14 protein-coding genes and 1 pseudogene are annotated in these 15664 nt (G+C 53.8%); 4 read left to right on the top strand and 11 right to left on the bottom strand.

All coding sequences use genetic code 11. The features are described 5' to 3' along the window. Positions 1-11: 11 nt before the first annotated feature. The 7 genes and pseudogenes from PJU73_RS00895 to PJU73_RS00865 form a co-directional block, all read right to left on the bottom strand. Positions 12-1007, bottom strand: coding sequence for an ornithine carbamoyltransferase (locus PJU73_RS00895; protein WP_237091011.1), 996 nt, complete (start codon positions 1005-1007; stop codon positions 12-14). Between the two features lie 24 nt (positions 1008-1031). After that, positions 1032-1541, bottom strand: a pseudogene (locus tag PJU73_RS00890) (methylated-DNA--[protein]-cysteine S-methyltransferase); the annotation flags it as partial. Positions 1542-1632: 91 nt separating this feature from the next. Continuing rightward, positions 1633-2781: a succinyl-diaminopimelate desuccinylase gene (gene dapE / locus PJU73_RS00885; RefSeq protein WP_237091010.1), complete on the bottom strand. Its 1149-nt coding sequence runs from the start codon at positions 2779-2781 to the stop codon at positions 1633-1635. 257 nt (positions 2782-3038) lie between these two features. Continuing rightward, on the bottom strand, positions 3039-3656 hold the full coding sequence (locus PJU73_RS00880; protein WP_237091009.1) for an HI_0552 family protein: 618 nt from the start codon (positions 3654-3656) through the stop codon (positions 3039-3041). Positions 3657-3697: 41 nt separating this feature from the next. Continuing rightward, positions 3698-4210: a hemerythrin domain-containing protein gene (locus tag PJU73_RS00875; RefSeq protein ID WP_237091008.1), complete on the bottom strand. Its 513-nt coding sequence runs from the start codon at positions 4208-4210 to the stop codon at positions 3698-3700. 78 nt (positions 4211-4288) lie between these two features. Beyond that, positions 4289-4873: an azurin gene (gene azu / locus PJU73_RS00870; protein WP_237091007.1), complete on the bottom strand. Its 585-nt coding sequence runs from the start codon at positions 4871-4873 to the stop codon at positions 4289-4291. A gap of 214 nt (positions 4874-5087) precedes the next feature. After that, positions 5088-5516 (bottom strand): DciA family protein, encoded by a 429-nt coding sequence (locus PJU73_RS00865; RefSeq protein ID WP_237091006.1) that lies wholly within the window; start codon positions 5514-5516, stop codon positions 5088-5090. A gap of 301 nt (positions 5517-5817) precedes the next feature. On the opposite strand from PJU73_RS00865, the gene secA reads away from it, so the two are divergent. The 3 genes from secA to PJU73_RS00850 all read left to right on the top strand — a co-directional run bounded on the left by secA (position 5818) and on the right by PJU73_RS00850 (position 10340). Then, positions 5818-8577, top strand: coding sequence for a preprotein translocase subunit SecA (gene secA, locus PJU73_RS00860; protein ID WP_237091005.1), 2760 nt, complete (start codon positions 5818-5820; stop codon positions 8575-8577). A 104-nt stretch (positions 8578-8681) separates the two neighbouring features. Next, on the top strand, positions 8682-9779 hold the full coding sequence (gene aroC, locus PJU73_RS00855) for a chorismate synthase (RefSeq protein WP_237091004.1): 1098 nt from the start codon (positions 8682-8684) through the stop codon (positions 9777-9779). Positions 9780-9887: 108 nt separating this feature from the next. Next, entirely contained in the window at positions 9888-10340 is a 453-nt protein-coding gene (locus PJU73_RS00850) for a ProQ/FINO family protein (RefSeq protein ID WP_237091003.1), read from the top strand. A gap of 322 nt (positions 10341-10662) precedes the next feature. Here the strand turns inward: PJU73_RS00850 and PJU73_RS00845 are convergent, their stop codons facing one another. The 4 genes from PJU73_RS00845 to PJU73_RS00830 all read right to left on the bottom strand — a co-directional run bounded on the left by PJU73_RS00845 (position 10663) and on the right by PJU73_RS00830 (position 14949). Further along, on the bottom strand, positions 10663-12018 hold the full coding sequence (locus tag PJU73_RS00845; protein ID WP_237091002.1) for a PFL family protein: 1356 nt from the start codon (positions 12016-12018) through the stop codon (positions 10663-10665). Positions 12019-12033: 15 nt separating this feature from the next. Continuing rightward, positions 12034-12306, bottom strand: coding sequence for an ACT domain-containing protein (locus PJU73_RS00840; protein WP_237091001.1), 273 nt, complete (start codon positions 12304-12306; stop codon positions 12034-12036). Positions 12307-12539: 233 nt separating this feature from the next. Beyond that, entirely contained in the window at positions 12540-13598 is a 1059-nt protein-coding gene (gene alr, locus PJU73_RS00835; protein ID WP_237091000.1) for an alanine racemase, read from the bottom strand. Between the two features lie 94 nt (positions 13599-13692). After that, positions 13693-14949, bottom strand: coding sequence for a D-amino acid dehydrogenase (locus PJU73_RS00830; RefSeq protein WP_237090999.1), 1257 nt, complete (start codon positions 14947-14949; stop codon positions 13693-13695). Between the two features lie 241 nt (positions 14950-15190). On the opposite strand from PJU73_RS00830, the gene PJU73_RS00825 reads away from it, so the two are divergent. Beyond that, positions 15191-15655 (top strand): Lrp/AsnC ligand binding domain-containing protein, encoded by a 465-nt coding sequence (locus tag PJU73_RS00825; RefSeq protein ID WP_237090998.1) that lies wholly within the window; start codon positions 15191-15193, stop codon positions 15653-15655. Positions 15656-15664: the final 9 nt, after the last annotated feature.

Genomic DNA, 15664 nt, shown 5'->3' with positions numbered 1-15664 from the left:
CAACCCTTTGATTATCCGCCCAAGGCGGCAACCATAACGGCTTTGATGGTGTGCATTCGGTTTTCGGCCTGATCGAAGACGATGCTGGCGGGGCTTTCGAATACGTCTTCGGTTACTTCTACGCCGTTGAGACCGAAGGTTTGGTAAATCCATTCGCCGACGGTGGTTTCTCGGTTGTGGAAGGCGGGTAAGCAGTGCATGAATTTGACATCGGGATTACCGGAGGCGGCCATCAGTTCGGGGGTAACCCGATAGGGTTTGAGCAGTTCGATGCGTTCCTGCCATACTTCTTTCGGTTCGCCCATGCTGACCCATACGTCGGTATGGATAAAATCAACGCCGGCGACGGCGGCCTGCGGGTCTTCGGTAAGCAGGATTTTGGCACCGCTTTCGGCAGCGATTTTACGGGCTTCAGCAATGATGTTTTCAGACGGCCACAGGGTTTTCGGAGCGCCGATGCGTACGTCCATGCCGAGTTTTGCGCCTAAAATCAGCAGGGAATTGCCCATGTTGTAGCGGGCATCGCCGACGTAGGCGTAGGCGGTTTGCGACAGTGGTTTGCGGCTGTGTTCCTGCATGGTCAGGGCATCGGCCAGCATTTGGGTAGGGTGGTATTCGTTGGTCAGGCCGTTGAAGACGGGAACGCCGGCGTGTTGCGCCAAGGCTTCGACGATTTCCTGCCCGAAGCCGCGGTATTCGATGGCATCGTACATTCTGCCCAATACTCTGGCGGTGTCTTTGATGCTTTCTTTGTGGCCGATTTGGCTGCCGCTGGGTTCGAGGTAGGTTACGCCTGCGCCTTGGTCTCGGGCGGCGACTTCAAAGGCGCAGCGGGTGCGGGTGGAGGTTTTTTCAAAAATCAGGGCGATGTTTTTACCTTTCATTTTTTGCTGTTCGCAACCGGCTTTTTTGGCGGCTTTGAGTTCGGCGGCCAAATCGATCAGGTATTGGATTTCGGCTTGGGTAAAATCCAGCAGTTTGAGAAAATGGCGGTTTTTCAGGTTCATAAAACTTCCTTTGTATATCGTGAATTATTGTTCAAATAAATCCGGCTCAACCTGCCGCTGCTCGACCGCCAACAGAAACTGTTTGCGTTCTACGCCGCCGGCGTAGCCGGTGAGTTTGCCGTTGCTGCCGATGACCCGATGACAGGGAATCAGAATGGAAATTTTGTTTTGGCTGTTGGCGGCGGCAACCGCCCGCACGGCACTGGGTTTGCCGATAAATTCTGCCTGCTGTTTGTAGCTGCGGGTTTCGCCGTAGGGAATCGCCAGCAATGCCTGCCATGCCTGCTGCTGAAACGCTGTGCCGATCATTTCCAACGGCACGCTGAAGGTTTTCAGACGGCCTGCGAAATAGTCGGCCAATTCCTGCCGCAGCAGGCCGCTGTATTCGCTTTCGCTTTGGACAAAACCGCTGCTGCCGTAAGCCTGCTGCACGGCGTTTAATTCCCGATCCAGCCATTTTTGTCCTGAAAATTCCAAGGCACACAAACCCTTGTTGCCGAAAATGGCGAGCATAGTACCGAGCGGCGTGTCGATCAGGCTGTACGGCAAAGGCGTGCCGCTGCCGCTCGGGGCGGCGGTCAAAATAGCGGGCAACTCGGGGGAATTGCGGTTTTCAGACGGCATATCAGGCATGGTCGTTCCCGCTCAACAATGCTTGCAGCATGGCTTCGTAAACGGCGGAGAGCTTGGGAATATCGTCCAACAATACGTTTTCGTTGATTTGGTGGATGGTGGCATTGCTCGGCCCTAGTTCAATCAATTCTTTGGCGATGGCTTTGATAAAACGGCCGTCAGACGTGCCGCCGGTGGTGGACAATTCGGCCTCGACACCGCAGATTTTGCTGATGGCACTGCGGGCGACATCGGTCAGGCGGCCGGCGTGGGTCAGAAACGGCTGGCCGGAACACGACCACTGTATATCGTAATCCAAGCGGTGTTTGTCCAAAATGGCGTGTACCCGCTGTTTCAGGCTCGCTTCGCTTGATTCGGTGGAAAAACGGAAGTTGAATTTGACGTTTAATTCGCCCGGAATCACGTTGGTTGCGCCGGTGCCGCCGTTGATATTGGAAATCTGGAAACTGGTCGGCGGGAAATATTCGTTGCCCGCATCCCAAACTTCCTGCGTCAGTTCCAAAAGCGCCGGAGCGAAGGTATGCACGGGATTGACCGCCAGATGCGGGTAGGCGATATGGCCCTGTTTACCTTTTACGGTCAGATTGCCCGACAGCGAGCCTCTGCGGCCGTTTTTCAGCATATCGCCCAAACGGCTGACGGCGGTCGGCTCGCCGACCACGCAGTAATCAATGGTTTCGCCCCGGTTTTTCAAAACGTCCACGACTTTGGTGGTGCCGTCCAAAGCGTCGCCCTCTTCGTCCGAAGTAATCAGCAGGGCAATGCTGCCTTGATGGTCGGGATGGTCCGCCACAAATCGTTCGCAGGCGGTTACGAAACAGGCGATGCTGGTTTTCATATCCGCTGCGCCCCGCCCGAACAGCCGGCCTTCTCGCTCGGTCGGCTCAAACGGCGGCGAATCCCATTTTTCCAGCGGGCCGGTCGGCACAACGTCGGTGTGTCCGGCAAAACACACCAGCGGTGCGGCGCTGCCCCGCCGCAGCCAGATGTTTTTGGTGTCGCCAAAATTCATTTCTTCAACGGTAAAACCGATTTTCTGCAGACGTTCTGCCAAAAGCTGCTGACAGTTTTGGTCGTCGGGGGTAACGGACGGGCGGGCAATCAGTGCTTTTGCCAGTGCCAGAGATTGGGTTTCGCTCATGATGGTTCTTTTTTCATATTCGGGCGGCGCAGGTGTTTGGCCGCTGCGCTGCAAAAGGAAGGAATGCCGTCTGAAAACAGGTTTTCAGACGGCCTGTATCGGGAAACAAAGATGATAACGATAAGCGGATTGGCGGGTCAAGGCGCAAATTATAGTGGGTTCAATTCAAAAGACTACGGCGTTGGCTCACCTTGCCGTACTACCTGTACTGTCTGCGGCTCGCCGCCTTGTCCTCTTTTGAATTGAACCCACTATATTTATTTAAAACAGGCTTCGTATAAAGGCGTTAATGCCCTGATGCTGTCTGCAATCCAACGTTCTTCGTCCTGTTTGCCCAAATCGTCCCGCTCGATGTGTTTGCCGATGCAGAAAAAATCATCGGCATTTTGCAAAATCCGTTGGCTGTCGTTTTGTTCGCCCACACGGGCATAGTCGGCATATTCGCTCTCACTGCCGTGCCACATATCCCAATCGGCATAACGCTGCGTGTCCAGCCCGTCCAGCCACTGATTGTATTGCGGCAAGGCAATCGGCGACACGCCGGCTTTGTAGCAGTGCCAATCCAGACTGACGGTCAGGCGGCGGCGGTTAAGCAGCACCGATAAAATGGCGGCGGAATTTTGATATTGGGCATATTTGAAATAGGCAAAAAAGTGCGCCCGCACCTGCCAGCCGTTGCACCAGCGTTCGATATGCGGCGGCGCAAACGGTTCGCCCAAATCCGCCGCCACCGCCTGAATCAGCTGCTGCCACACCTGCCAGCGGGCTTTGTATTCCGCTTTGAACGGCTCGATAGTTTCAGGTTGGTATTTTTTGAGTTGGGCAAACTGGAAAAACGGGATATTGAATAAGTCGCAACTTGCGGGACTCAGCATGGTTGTTCCTTGATTAATGGTTGTTTTTCAGACGGCCTTGTTTACTTCGGGCGGCGGCGGGCGGCCATACGTTCGCCGATTTTTGCCAGTTCTTCCTGCGGTACAAACTGTTTGCCCAGCTCGAACAGCGGTTCTTCAATGCCCAAATGTACATCGTAGCTGCCGACAAACCTTGCCAGCACTTTTTCAGACGGCCTGTAGCTGCGGTCGTGTTCCAAACGCTCGAATTCGGCGGCCACTGCCTGCCAGTTGTCGTGCAGTGCGGCGTGTTGGCGCAACAATTCGTCCACGCCTTCCTGCGCCTGCGGTGCATAACGCAGCAGCAGCGGGAAAAAATCGTTTTCTTCGTCCTGATGGTGCAGCGGTGCGGCAACATCAAAATACTGGCGGATACTGCGTATGCTCTGCAAAACCACATCGTTGCAGCCGTTTTCTTCAAGATAGGCCGACAACATGCCGACTTGTCTGCAAAAACGGCGTACTTTGCCGTGACAGGCATACAGCATTTCAATCGGCTCGGCAAAGGTTACGCTGCGGGTTTCAAAAGGATTCATGTTTTTTCCAATCGGTTCGGGAAGCAAAACAGCCTGTGTTCGGACACAGGCTGCAAGGCAAATCATGCTTCGGTCGGATTAGTCAACCAAAGTAACGGTACCGGACATCAAAGCGCCGTGACCTGGGAAGGTGCAGGCGAATTTGTAGCTGCCTTCGGCCAGTTTGGCTGTATCGAAGGTTACGGTGTCTTCTTCACCGCCGCCGATCAGTTTGGTGTGGGCAACGATGCGCTCGTCGCCGGCTTTGATGTAGTCTGCATCAGGACCTGCGCCCACGCCGTCTTTAAATACGCCGTCCATATCTTCGGCTTTGGCGATTACCAAGTTGTGGCCCATGCTGGCTTTAGGCTGGGTGCCGGTGTGTTTCAGGGTTACGCTGAATTCTTTACATGCTTTGCTGACTTGAATGTCTTTGGTGTTGAACTGCATATTGTCGTTGGATTCAACAGTTACTGCGCAATCACCGGCAGGTGCAGCAGCATCGGCAGCAGCGGCCTCAGCTTCGGCAGCAGGCGCAGCTTCAGTTTCAGAAGCAGGCATTTCGGCAGAAGCGGCTTCAGAAGCAGCAGCTTCGGCAGCAGGCTGCTCGGCAGGAGCAGGTTCTTGTGAGCAGGCAGCCAAACCGATTACGGCGGCAGAAATCAGAGCCAAATAAGCTTTCATCAAAATCTCCTAAATCAAGGGTCAAATCGTTTAAAAAGGATTAAAACAGGCATTTTCCTGCAGTATTATCCCATACTGCGGTCAGTATGCTGTTTTATTCTGCTACAAACTTTAATCTAAATCAAAATTTCAACCGGACTTTACATCCGTTTACATAAAACATTCACCCATATCACCCATCACCCCGATACTCACAGAACGTTATTTACACAATTTAACTTCCGTTGCGGTGTTTACCCGCCAATGCCGACAACGCCGCCGACAACTCGGGATGTTTTGCCCCAACCTGCTGCGCCGTCTGTTCCAAAGCCGAAAGCGCCGCCGTACTCAACTGCAAACGGTTGGTCTTGGGCGGCGGATTGTTACGGGGCAGCACCCGAATCTGCACTTCGTCTATCCGGTCGTCCAAACGCTGCAACTGCGGCAGCAATGAAGGCACAATCATTTTCAGGCGGGACGAAGCCATGCCGTTGGCCGCCAGCAACACCAAACAGCCCTGCTTGACACAGGCCGTCTGAAAATGGGGGCGCAGATTGGCGGGCAGCAATTCTTTAATCCGGCCATCGAGCAGCCGCCACTGCTGCGCCTGCTGCAGCAATCCCGACAAATGGTGGTCTTTCCTACCGAAGCGGGTTAAATCCATGATATTCCTTTTTTGTTTTTCAGACGGCCTGAAGCGGTGCGGCAACATTCAGCCGCCATGCGGCCTATGCCAAAACCGATTTTGTTTCAAACCCATATTGAAATCCGCCAAACCGCCATCATTTTACAGCCGTTTCCACTTTATCCCGCCGCTTGTGTTAAAATCACAGTTTCGCCACATTCCGCCCCGACAGGGTCTCGGTCAAAAGCACCGTTTTTCATGCACCGCAGGTTTGCCCTGCATGGAAAATCAGGCGTTTCACCGGTTATTTTATCAGAATCAGGCGTAGGAATTTCTATACATGCTGACAAATATCGCTAAAAAAATCTTCGGCAGCCGCAACGACCGCCTGCTGAAACAATACCGTAAATCCGTAGCCAAAATCAATGCGCTGGAAGAAGGCCTCCAAGCCTTGGACGATGCCGCATTGCAGGCCAAAACCGCCGAATTCAAACAACGCCTTGCCGACGGTCAGACGCTGGACGACATTTTGGTCGAAGCCTTCGCCGTCTGTCGCGAAGCCAGCCGCCGTGTGCTGGGTATGCGCCACTTTGATGTGCAACTGATCGGCGGCATGGTGCTGCACAACGGAAAAATCGCCGAAATGCGTACCGGCGAAGGCAAAACGCTGGTTGCCACACTGGCAGTGTACCTCAACGCCCTGTCCGGCAAAGGCGTACACGTTGTTACTGTCAACGACTACCTCGCCGCACGGGACGCTGCGACCATGCAGCCGCTCTACAACTTCTTAGGCCTGACTGTCGGCGTGATTCTTGCCGACCTGCAGCCGTTTGACCGTCAAAACGCCTACGGTGCCGACATCACTTACGGCACCAACAACGAATTCGGTTTCGACTACCTGCGCGACAATATGGTAACCGACCAATACGACAAAGTGCAGCGTGAACTGAATTTCGCCGTTGTCGATGAAGTGGACTCGATTCTGATTGACGAAGCCCGCACGCCGCTGATTATTTCCGGTCAGGCCGACGACAATATCCAGCTTTACCAAGTAATGAACACCGTACCGGCCCATTTGGTACGCCAAGAAACCGAAGACGGCGAAGGCGATTACTGGGTGGACGAAAAAGCCCACCAAGTGATTTTGAGCGAAGCCGGCCACGAACACGCCGAACAGATTCTCACCCAAATGGGCTTGCTGCAGGAAAACGATTCGCTCTACTCCGCCGCCAATATTTCCCTGATGCACCACCTGATGGCCGCCCTGCGCGCCCATTCGCTGTTCCACAAAGACCAGCATTATGTGATTCAGGACGGCGAAATCGTGATTGTGGACGAATTTACCGGCCGTCTGATGGCGGGTCGCCGCTGGTCGGAAGGCCTGCATCAGGCCGTAGAAGCCAAAGAAGGCGTGGACATCAAGCGTGAAAACCAAACGCTGGCATCCATCACCTTCCAAAACTATTTCCGCCTCTACACCAAACTCTCCGGCATGACCGGCACCGCCGACACCGAAGCCTTTGAATTCCAAAGCATTTACAACTTGGAAACCGTGATTATCCCGACCAACCGTCCGGTACAGCGCAAAGACTTCAACGACCAGATTTTCCGTTCCGCCGAAGAAAAATTCGAAGCCGTTGTCAAAGACATTGCCGAATGCTACGGACGTGGGCAACCGGTTTTGGTCGGCACCACCAGCATCGAAAATTCAGAATTAGTTTCCCGCCTGCTGCAACAGGCCGGTCTTCCACACAACGTGTTGAACGCCAAAGAACACGAACGTGAAGCCCTGATTGTGGCGCAGGCAGGCAAAGTCGGTGCGATTACCGTGGCCACCAATATGGCGGGTCGCGGTACCGACATCGTCTTGGGCGGCAACCTCAAGCACCAAATCGATGCCATTCATGCCGATGCCGCACTCAGCGATGAAGACAAACAGGCAAAAATTGCCGGACTGGAAAACGGCTGGCAGGCAGAACACGACCAAGTAATGGCCGCAGGCGGCCTGCACATCATCGGCACCGAGCGCCACGAAAGCCGCCGTATCGACAACCAGTTGCGTGGTCGTGCCGGCCGTCAGGGCGACCCCGGCTCCAGCCGCTTCTACCTCTCGTTTGAAGACCCGCTGCTGCGCCTGTTTGCCCTCGACCGAGCCGCCGCCATTCTCAACCGCCTCGCTCCCGAGCGCGGCGTAGCCATCGAACACAGCCTGCTGACCCGCCAAATCGAAGGCGCACAACGCAAAGTCGAAGGCCGCAACTTCGATATGCGCAAACAGGTATTGGAATACGACGACGTTGCCAACGACCAGCGCAAAGTGATTTACCACCAACGCAACGAAATCCTGACCAATCAAGACGTAAGCGATTTAGCGAAAAACATTCGCGAAGAAATCATCAGCGATCTTGTCGATCTGCACATGCCGCCGGATACCATGGAAGAACAATGGGAAATCCCAGCGCTCGAGCAGCAGCTTGCCGCCGAATTCCGCCTTGCCGCCGACATTCAAGGCTGGCTGAAAGCCGAAAACACCTTGGACAACCAAGACATCAAAGAACGCCTGATTGCCCAAGTCGAACAGGAATACGCCGAAAAAGTCGAACTGGTCGGCAAACACGCCATGGCCGGTTTCGAACGCAACGTCATGCTGCAGGTCATCGACAACCAATGGCGGGAACACTTAGCCGCAATGGACTACCTGCGCCAAGGTATCCACCTGCGCAGCTACGCCCAGAAAAACCCGAAACAGGAATACAAACGGGAAGCCTTCGCCATGTTTGAAAACCTGTGGCAGGGCATCAAGCAAAACATCGCCTCCCTGCTGATTGCCGTCCAAATCGAACGCAACGAAAACGTCGCCCAAGAAACCGCCGAACACGCACCAACCGACATCCAGACCGTCCACTCCCAAGCGCCGGATATGGAAGAGCTGCTCGGCAACTCCAAAACCGACTTAGTAACCGAAGCATTCGACCCCAACCAAACCGCCGACTACAGCGCCGATGCCCTCGCCGCCGCCGGCATCGTCATCCACCGCAACGACCCGTGTCCGTGCGGCAGCGGTTTGAAATACAAACAGTGCCACGGCAAACTAAGCTGATAAAAGCATCAAACAGGCCGTCTGAAAACCGATTTTCAGACGGCCTTTTATGCTAAAATCCCCATCTTATTCCTTTATCTATCCAATCCACAGAGCAGAAATATATGGCAGGCAATACTTTCGGACAACTTTTCAGCGTAACCACTTTCGGCGAGAGCCACGGCCCGGCGTTGGGCTGCATTATCGACGGCTGTCCGCCGGGGCTGGCTCTGAGCGAAGCCGATATTCAGAGCGATCTCGACCGGCGCAAACCCGGCACCAGCCGCCACGTTACCCAGCGCCGCGAAGCCGACCAAGTGGAAATCCTCTCCGGCGTATTTGAAGGCAAAACCACCGGCACGCCGATTGCCCTGTTAATCCGCAACACCGACCAGCGCAGCAAGGATTACGGCAACATCGCCCAAAGTTTCCGCCCCGGCCACGCCGATTATGCCTATTGGCACAAATACGGCATTCGGGATTATCGTGGCGGCGGCCGCAGCTCCGCCCGTGAAACCGCCGCCCGTGTTGCCGCCGGTGCTGTGGCCAAAAAATGGCTGCGGGAAACTTTCGGCGTAGAAATCACCGCCTATGTTACCCAAATCGGCGAAAAAGAAATCGCCTTTGAAGGCTACGAATGGATTGCCCAAAACCCGTTTTTTGCCGCCAACCACAGCCAAATCGAAGACTTGGAACAATATATGGACAGCGTGCGCAAATCTTTGGATTCGGTCGGGGCCAAGCTGCATATCGAAGCGAAAAACATTCCGCTGGGCTTGGGCGAACCGGTCTTCGACCGCCTCGATGCCGACATTGCCCACGCCATGATGAGTATTAACGCCGTCAAAGGCGTAGAAATCGGTGCCGGTTTCGGCTGCGTGAGCCAAAAAGGCAGCGAACACGGCGACGAGCTGACACCGCAGGGCTTTTTGTCCAACCATGCCGGCGGCGTAGTCGGCGGTATCAGCACCGGACAGGATATCCACATCAATATTGCCGTCAAACCGACCAGCAGCATTGCTACGCCCCGCCGCAGCATCGACATCGACGGCAATCCGGTCGAACTCGCCACCCACGGCCGCCACGACCCCTGCGTCGGCCTGCGTGCCGCCCCGATTGCCGAAGCCATGCTGGCTTTGGTGCTGATCGACCACGCCCTGCGCCAGCGTGCGCAAAATGCCGATGTATCCGTAGCCACGCCCGATATTACACGGGCAAAATAAACCGCAACACACGAATCGTTAGCCAAAACCCGAGTTTTTATAATACAATGGCAACCATTATCGTGCCGTCGGACGTGCACGCCTTTCATTGACAGGAATACAAGCAACATGACACAAGAAACCGCCTTGGGCGCCGCATTGAAATCTGCCGTCCAAACCATGAGCAAAAAGAAACAGACCGATATGATCGCCGATCATATCTACAATAAATACGACGTGTTCAAACGGTTCAAACCGCTGGCCGTCGGCATCGACCAAGATCTGGTCGCCGCCCTGCCGCAATTCGATCCGACGCTGATTGCCCGAGTGTTGGCCAACCACTGCCGCCGCCCCCGCTACCTCAAAGCCTTGGCACGAGGCGGCAAACGTTTTGATTTGAACAACCGTTTCAAAGGCGAAGTCAGCCCGGAAGAGCAAGCCATCGCCCAACAACACCCGGCCGTACAGCAAACCTTAGCCGCCCAAGCCGCTAAAAAAGCCGAACAAGCCTCAGCCGAAGCGCCTGTAGAAACCCCTGCTGAAGCAGCAGAAGCAGTTTCCGAAACCCCTGCTGCGGAATAAGCCTGCCGCTTTGATAACCATGCCGTCTGAAAATTCGCTTTGCGTATTTTCAGACGGCCTTTGCCTGTCTCTGAAATATTCCCACCATAGTAAATCCACTCAAAAATCCATACAATTTCCAAATACACTCGTCATTCCGACGAAAGTCGGAATCCATCTATCAGATTCGGAAACCGTAAAGAAAAAACAGTTACTTGAGCCGACAAATGGATTCCGACTTTCGTCGGAATGACAGGTGCATTAGATTTTAAGTGTACTGGAAATTCGGTTGATTCACTATATAAAAACGGCGGTTCGCCCGAACCGCCGTTTTCTGTATCTGTCAGTTTTTCATCGACTGCACCGGTGCGGGGATTCGGCCGCCCCGATTCACGAATACTTCGCACGAGCCTTCTTTCACCGGCATAATCGGTGCATAGCCCAGCAAACCGCCGAATTCGACGCTTTCGCCGACGGTTTTACCTGTTACCGGAATGATGCGCACGGCGGTGGTTTTGCTGTTAATCATACCGATGGCGGCTTCGTCGGCGATAATGCCCGAAATCGTGTGCGCCGGTGTGTCGCCGGGAACGGCAATCATGTCCAACCCGACGGAGCAGACGGCGGTCATAGCTTCGAGTTTGTCCAGCGTCAGTATGCCTGCTTCGGCGGCGGCAATCATGCCCTCGTCTTCGGAAACGGGGATAAATGCGCCGCTCAAACCGCCGACTGCGCTTGAAGCCATCATACCGCCTTTTTTCACGGCATCGTTCAGCAATGCCAAAGCCGCTGTCGTGCCGTGCGTGCCGCAGACGCTCAAGCCCATGGCTTCGAGAATGCGGGCGACGGAATCGCCGACGGCGGGAGTCGGGGCAAGCGACAAGTCCAAAATACCGAACGGAATATTGAGGATTTTAGACGCTTCATGTCCGATTAATTCGCCGACACGGGTGATTTTAAAAGCGGTTTTCTTCACCACTTCGGCAACTTCGGTCAGCGTTGCCGCATTTGAATTTTCCAAAGCCGCTTTCACCACGCCCGGACCGGATACGCCGACGTTAATCACTGCATCCGCTTCGCCCGAACCGTGGAATGCGCCTGCCATAAACGGATTGTCTTCAACGGCATTGCAGAATACGACGATTTTGGCACAGCCGAACCCTTCGGGGGTGATTTCCGCCGTACGCTTGATGGTTTCGCCCGCCAGTTTGACCGCATCCATATTGATACCGGCACGGGTGCTGCCGATATTGATGGAGCTGCACACAATATCGGTGGTTTTCATGGCTTCGGGAATCGAGCGGATCAGGATTTCGTCCGCCGGCGACATGCCTTTCTGCACTAAGGCGGAAAAGCCGCCGATAAACGATACGCCGATGGCTTTGGCGGCTTTGTCGAGCGTTTGGGCGATGCTGACGTAAGAACCGGCTTTGGTCGCTGCGGCAATTTGGGCAATCGGCGTAACGGAAATGCGCTGGTTCACAATCGGTACGCCGTATTTTGCCGACAGATGTTTGGCGGTTGCCACCAAATCTTTGCCGACGGTGGTAATTTTGTTGTAGATATTTTGGTTTAACTCATTGATGTCGCTGCTGATACAGTCGTGCAAATCAATGCCGATGGTGATGGTGCGTACGTCAAAATTCTGGTCGGCAACCATTTTGACGGTTTCTAAAATCTCGTTGGACTGGATACTCATTTTTCAGACGGCCTTTCAAATACGGTGCATGGCTTGGAAAATTTCCTCGTTCTGCATACGGATATCCAGTGCCAGTTTTTGGCTCTCGGCCGCAAACACGTCCAACATTTCCTGACGGGATTTCGGACATTGCGCCGTATCCACCAAGATAATCATGGTGAAAAAATCATCCATCAGCTGCTGGCTGATATTGAGGATATTGATTTGATTTTCCGCAAGAATTTTGGATACGTCATAGACAATGCCGACACGGTCTTTGCCGATAACGGTAATCACAGAATGGCTCATGGGTTTGCTCCGCAAATGAAAATGTGGTTCATTATATAGTGAAACAAAACCGGAAAGCTATCGTGAATTAAGCAAAAAATATGATGATACAACGAGCCGCCCTTCCCCTAACCCCCTTCCCGTCGGCGGGACGGGGAACAGATTGCAAAATTGATGAGATATATCGTGAACCCACTAAAAAGCCGTCTGAAAATGCGATTTTCAGACGGCCTTATCGTCAAAACCAAACGGTTTTATTCATAATACGTGAATTTTGCCCGTTTGATGTTGCACAATAATTCGTAGGCAATCGTACCGGCGGCTTGGGCGACTTCGTTGATATTGACCACATCGCCCCACAGTTCGACTTCATGCCCTAAGCCATCTTGGGCGGCATTGAGTTCGATGGTCATCATATCCATCGACACTCGGCCGATCACACGGCTGCGTTTACCGTCCACGGCAACGGGCGAGTCGGTGGAAGCACGGCGGGGATAGCCGTCGGCGTAACCGCAGGCAATCAGGCCGACACGGGTGGATTTGCTGGTGTAAAACGTTGCGCCGTAGCCGATTGGGGAGTGTGGCTGCAAAACCCGTTCGCCGAATACCTGCGTAACCAGCCGCATCACCGGTTTCAGGCGTTCGTCTGTGCCGCCGAACGGGGAAATGCCGTACAGGGCGATACCGGCACGCCCCCAGTCCCGCCGAGCCTGAGGCACGTTCAAAATGGCGGCGGAATTGGCGAGGCTTTCTTCGCCTGCCAAGCCCTCGCAGCCCAAATCAAAGGCTTCGAGCTGCATTTCGGTCATGCCGTTTTCGGGTTCGTCGGCACAGGCGAAATGGCTGAATTTGACGATATCTGCAACATTCGGGCATTGTTTGAGGGCGGTATAGGCGGAAGAATAGTTGTGCGGGAAAAAACCGGCCCGGTGCATACCCGAATCCATTTTCAGCCAGACTTTGACCGGCTGCTGCCACGGATAGGCAATCAGGGCTTCAAGCTGCCATTGACTGCCGACCGCCGGCCACAGGCGGTATTCATCGACTTTGGCGTATTCTTCGGCTTCAAACACGCCTTCGAGCAGCACAATCGGCTGCTTGATACCGTGTTTCCGTAGTTCGACCGCTTCGTCCAAAGTGGCGACAGCAAAACCGTCTGCCAAATCGGCCAAGGCGTGGGCGCAGCGTACTGCACCGTGGCCGTAGGCATCGGCTTTGACCACCGCCAGCATTTTGCCGCCGTGAAGATTTTTCAGGGTTTGATAGTTTTCTCTCAGATAATCCAAGCGGATTTGGGCGTTTAGTGGGCGCATAATCGGTTTCCTGTTGCAAAATACAGTGAATTCAATTCAAAAGTAGGATAAGGCGGCCAACGCCGTTATGCTTTTAAAGTGAATTCACGATAGGTCAGGCTGCGTAGCGTGTCAGTGCCAAATCATCATAGCGCACTTCCGGCTGCACGCCGCAGATTAAATCGGCGGTTATTTTTGCCGAACCGAGCGACATTGTCCAGCCCAAAGTGCCGTGGCCGGTGTTTAAAAACAGATTGTCGAAACGGGTAGCGCCGATAATCGGGGTGCTGTCCGGTGTCATCGGACGCAGGCCGCTCCAGAATTTTGCCTGCGACAAATCGCCGCCGTTCGGGTAAAGGTCATTGACCACCAAGCTCAGGGTTTCGTAACGCTCTTGCGGCAATGCCAGACCGTAGCCCGACAATTCGGCCATGCCGCCGACACGGATGCGGTTGTCGAAGCGGGTAATGGCGACTTTATAGGTTTCATCCAAAATGGTGGACACCGGCGCTTCGTCGCTATTAACGACCGGCAAGGTCAGCGAATAGCCTTTGACCGGATACACCGGCAAATCCAAGCCCAGCTGCGCCATTGCCTGACGGCTGAAGCTGCCCAAGGCGCAGACAAAATGTTCTGCTTCAAAACGTTCGCCTCCCGCATAAACCGCCGTTACCCGTTTGCCCGCCGTTTCAATCCGCTCGATGTTGCGGTTAAAGGCAAACACAGCGCCTTTTTCTTCGCACATTTTCTGCAATCGTTGGGTAAACAGATGACAGTCGCCCGTGGCATCGTTTGGCAAATGCAGCGCACCGGCGATTTTGTTCACCGCATGATGCAGCGCCGGTTCGAATTGCAGGCATTCTTCGGCTTTCAGACGGCTGTATGGCACGCCGTAAGCCGCCAATACTTCAATATCTTTCTCTGCCGCCTGCACTTCTTTTTCGGTACGGAAAATCTGCAGGGTTCCCTTGTTGCGGCCTTCGAAATTCAGGCCTGTTTCGGCTTCGAAGCGGCGGAACATTTCACGGCTGTATTCCGAAATCCGCACCATGCGTTCTTTGTTGATGTGGTAGCTGGCCTCGTTGCAGTTTTTCAGCATTTTCAGCAGCCATTGCAGCTGATACAGGCTGCCGTCCGGACGCAGAATCAGCGGCGAATGTTCTTTAAACAGCCATTTTGCCGCCTTGGTCGGAATCCCCGGCGCAGCCCACGGCGTGGTATAGCCGTAGGAAAGCTGGCCGGCATTGGCAAAACTGGTTTCCATCGCCGATGATTCGGCACGGTCGATAACGGTTACTTCATGCCCAGCCTGCAGCAAAAACCATGCGGTGCTGACACCGGCAATACCGGCACCCAATACAACTGTTTTCATTGTTTCTCTCCTTTGCGGGTATCGTCAGGCATAAAATATCTGGGAAATATCGCTGCCAACGATCACCGGACACTCTGTTTATTTGCAATCAACAGCAGTTTTCCTGATATACTGCTGCCGGCTGCTTCAAGCAGCAAAACGTAGTCTAGTGTAGTGAAATTTTCATAGTTTATTTCACTTTATTTTCCGATTTTTTTTGGTTTTATCCCTAAATAATATCCGGTAAAAAGAGATTGGCAATATGAAAAAACTCGATAAAATCGATTTGAAAATCCTCAAGCTGCTCCAACAAAATGCACGCCTGCCGATGACCGAGCTAGCGGAAAAAGTCGGCCTCTCGACCACGCCGGTTACCGAGCGGGTGCGCCGCTTGGAACGGGACAATTTCATCACCGGCTACCACGCCCGCCTCAATCCGAATGCGTTGGGGCAAAATCTGCTGGTTTTTGTCGAAATCAAGCTGCGTTCCAAATCGGGCAATATTTTTGAAGACTTCCGCCGCGAAGTACTCCGTATTCCGCAGATTTTGGAATGCCATCTGGTTTCGGGCGAATACGACTATCTGATTAAAGTGCGTCTGTCGGATATGTCGGCTTATCGGGATATGCTGGGCAATATTCTGCTGCAACTGCCCGCCGCCGCCGAAAGCCGCAGCTATGTGGTGATGGAAGAAGTCAAGGAAAACGGGGGATTTTTGGAAATCTGAAAACAAGAA

The sequence above is a fragment of the Neisseria lisongii genome (genome assembly GCF_028463985.1).
GTDB lineage: Bacteria > Pseudomonadota > Gammaproteobacteria > Burkholderiales > Neisseriaceae > Neisseria > Neisseria lisongii.
This window is presented reverse-complemented; position numbering and strand designations above follow the sequence as displayed.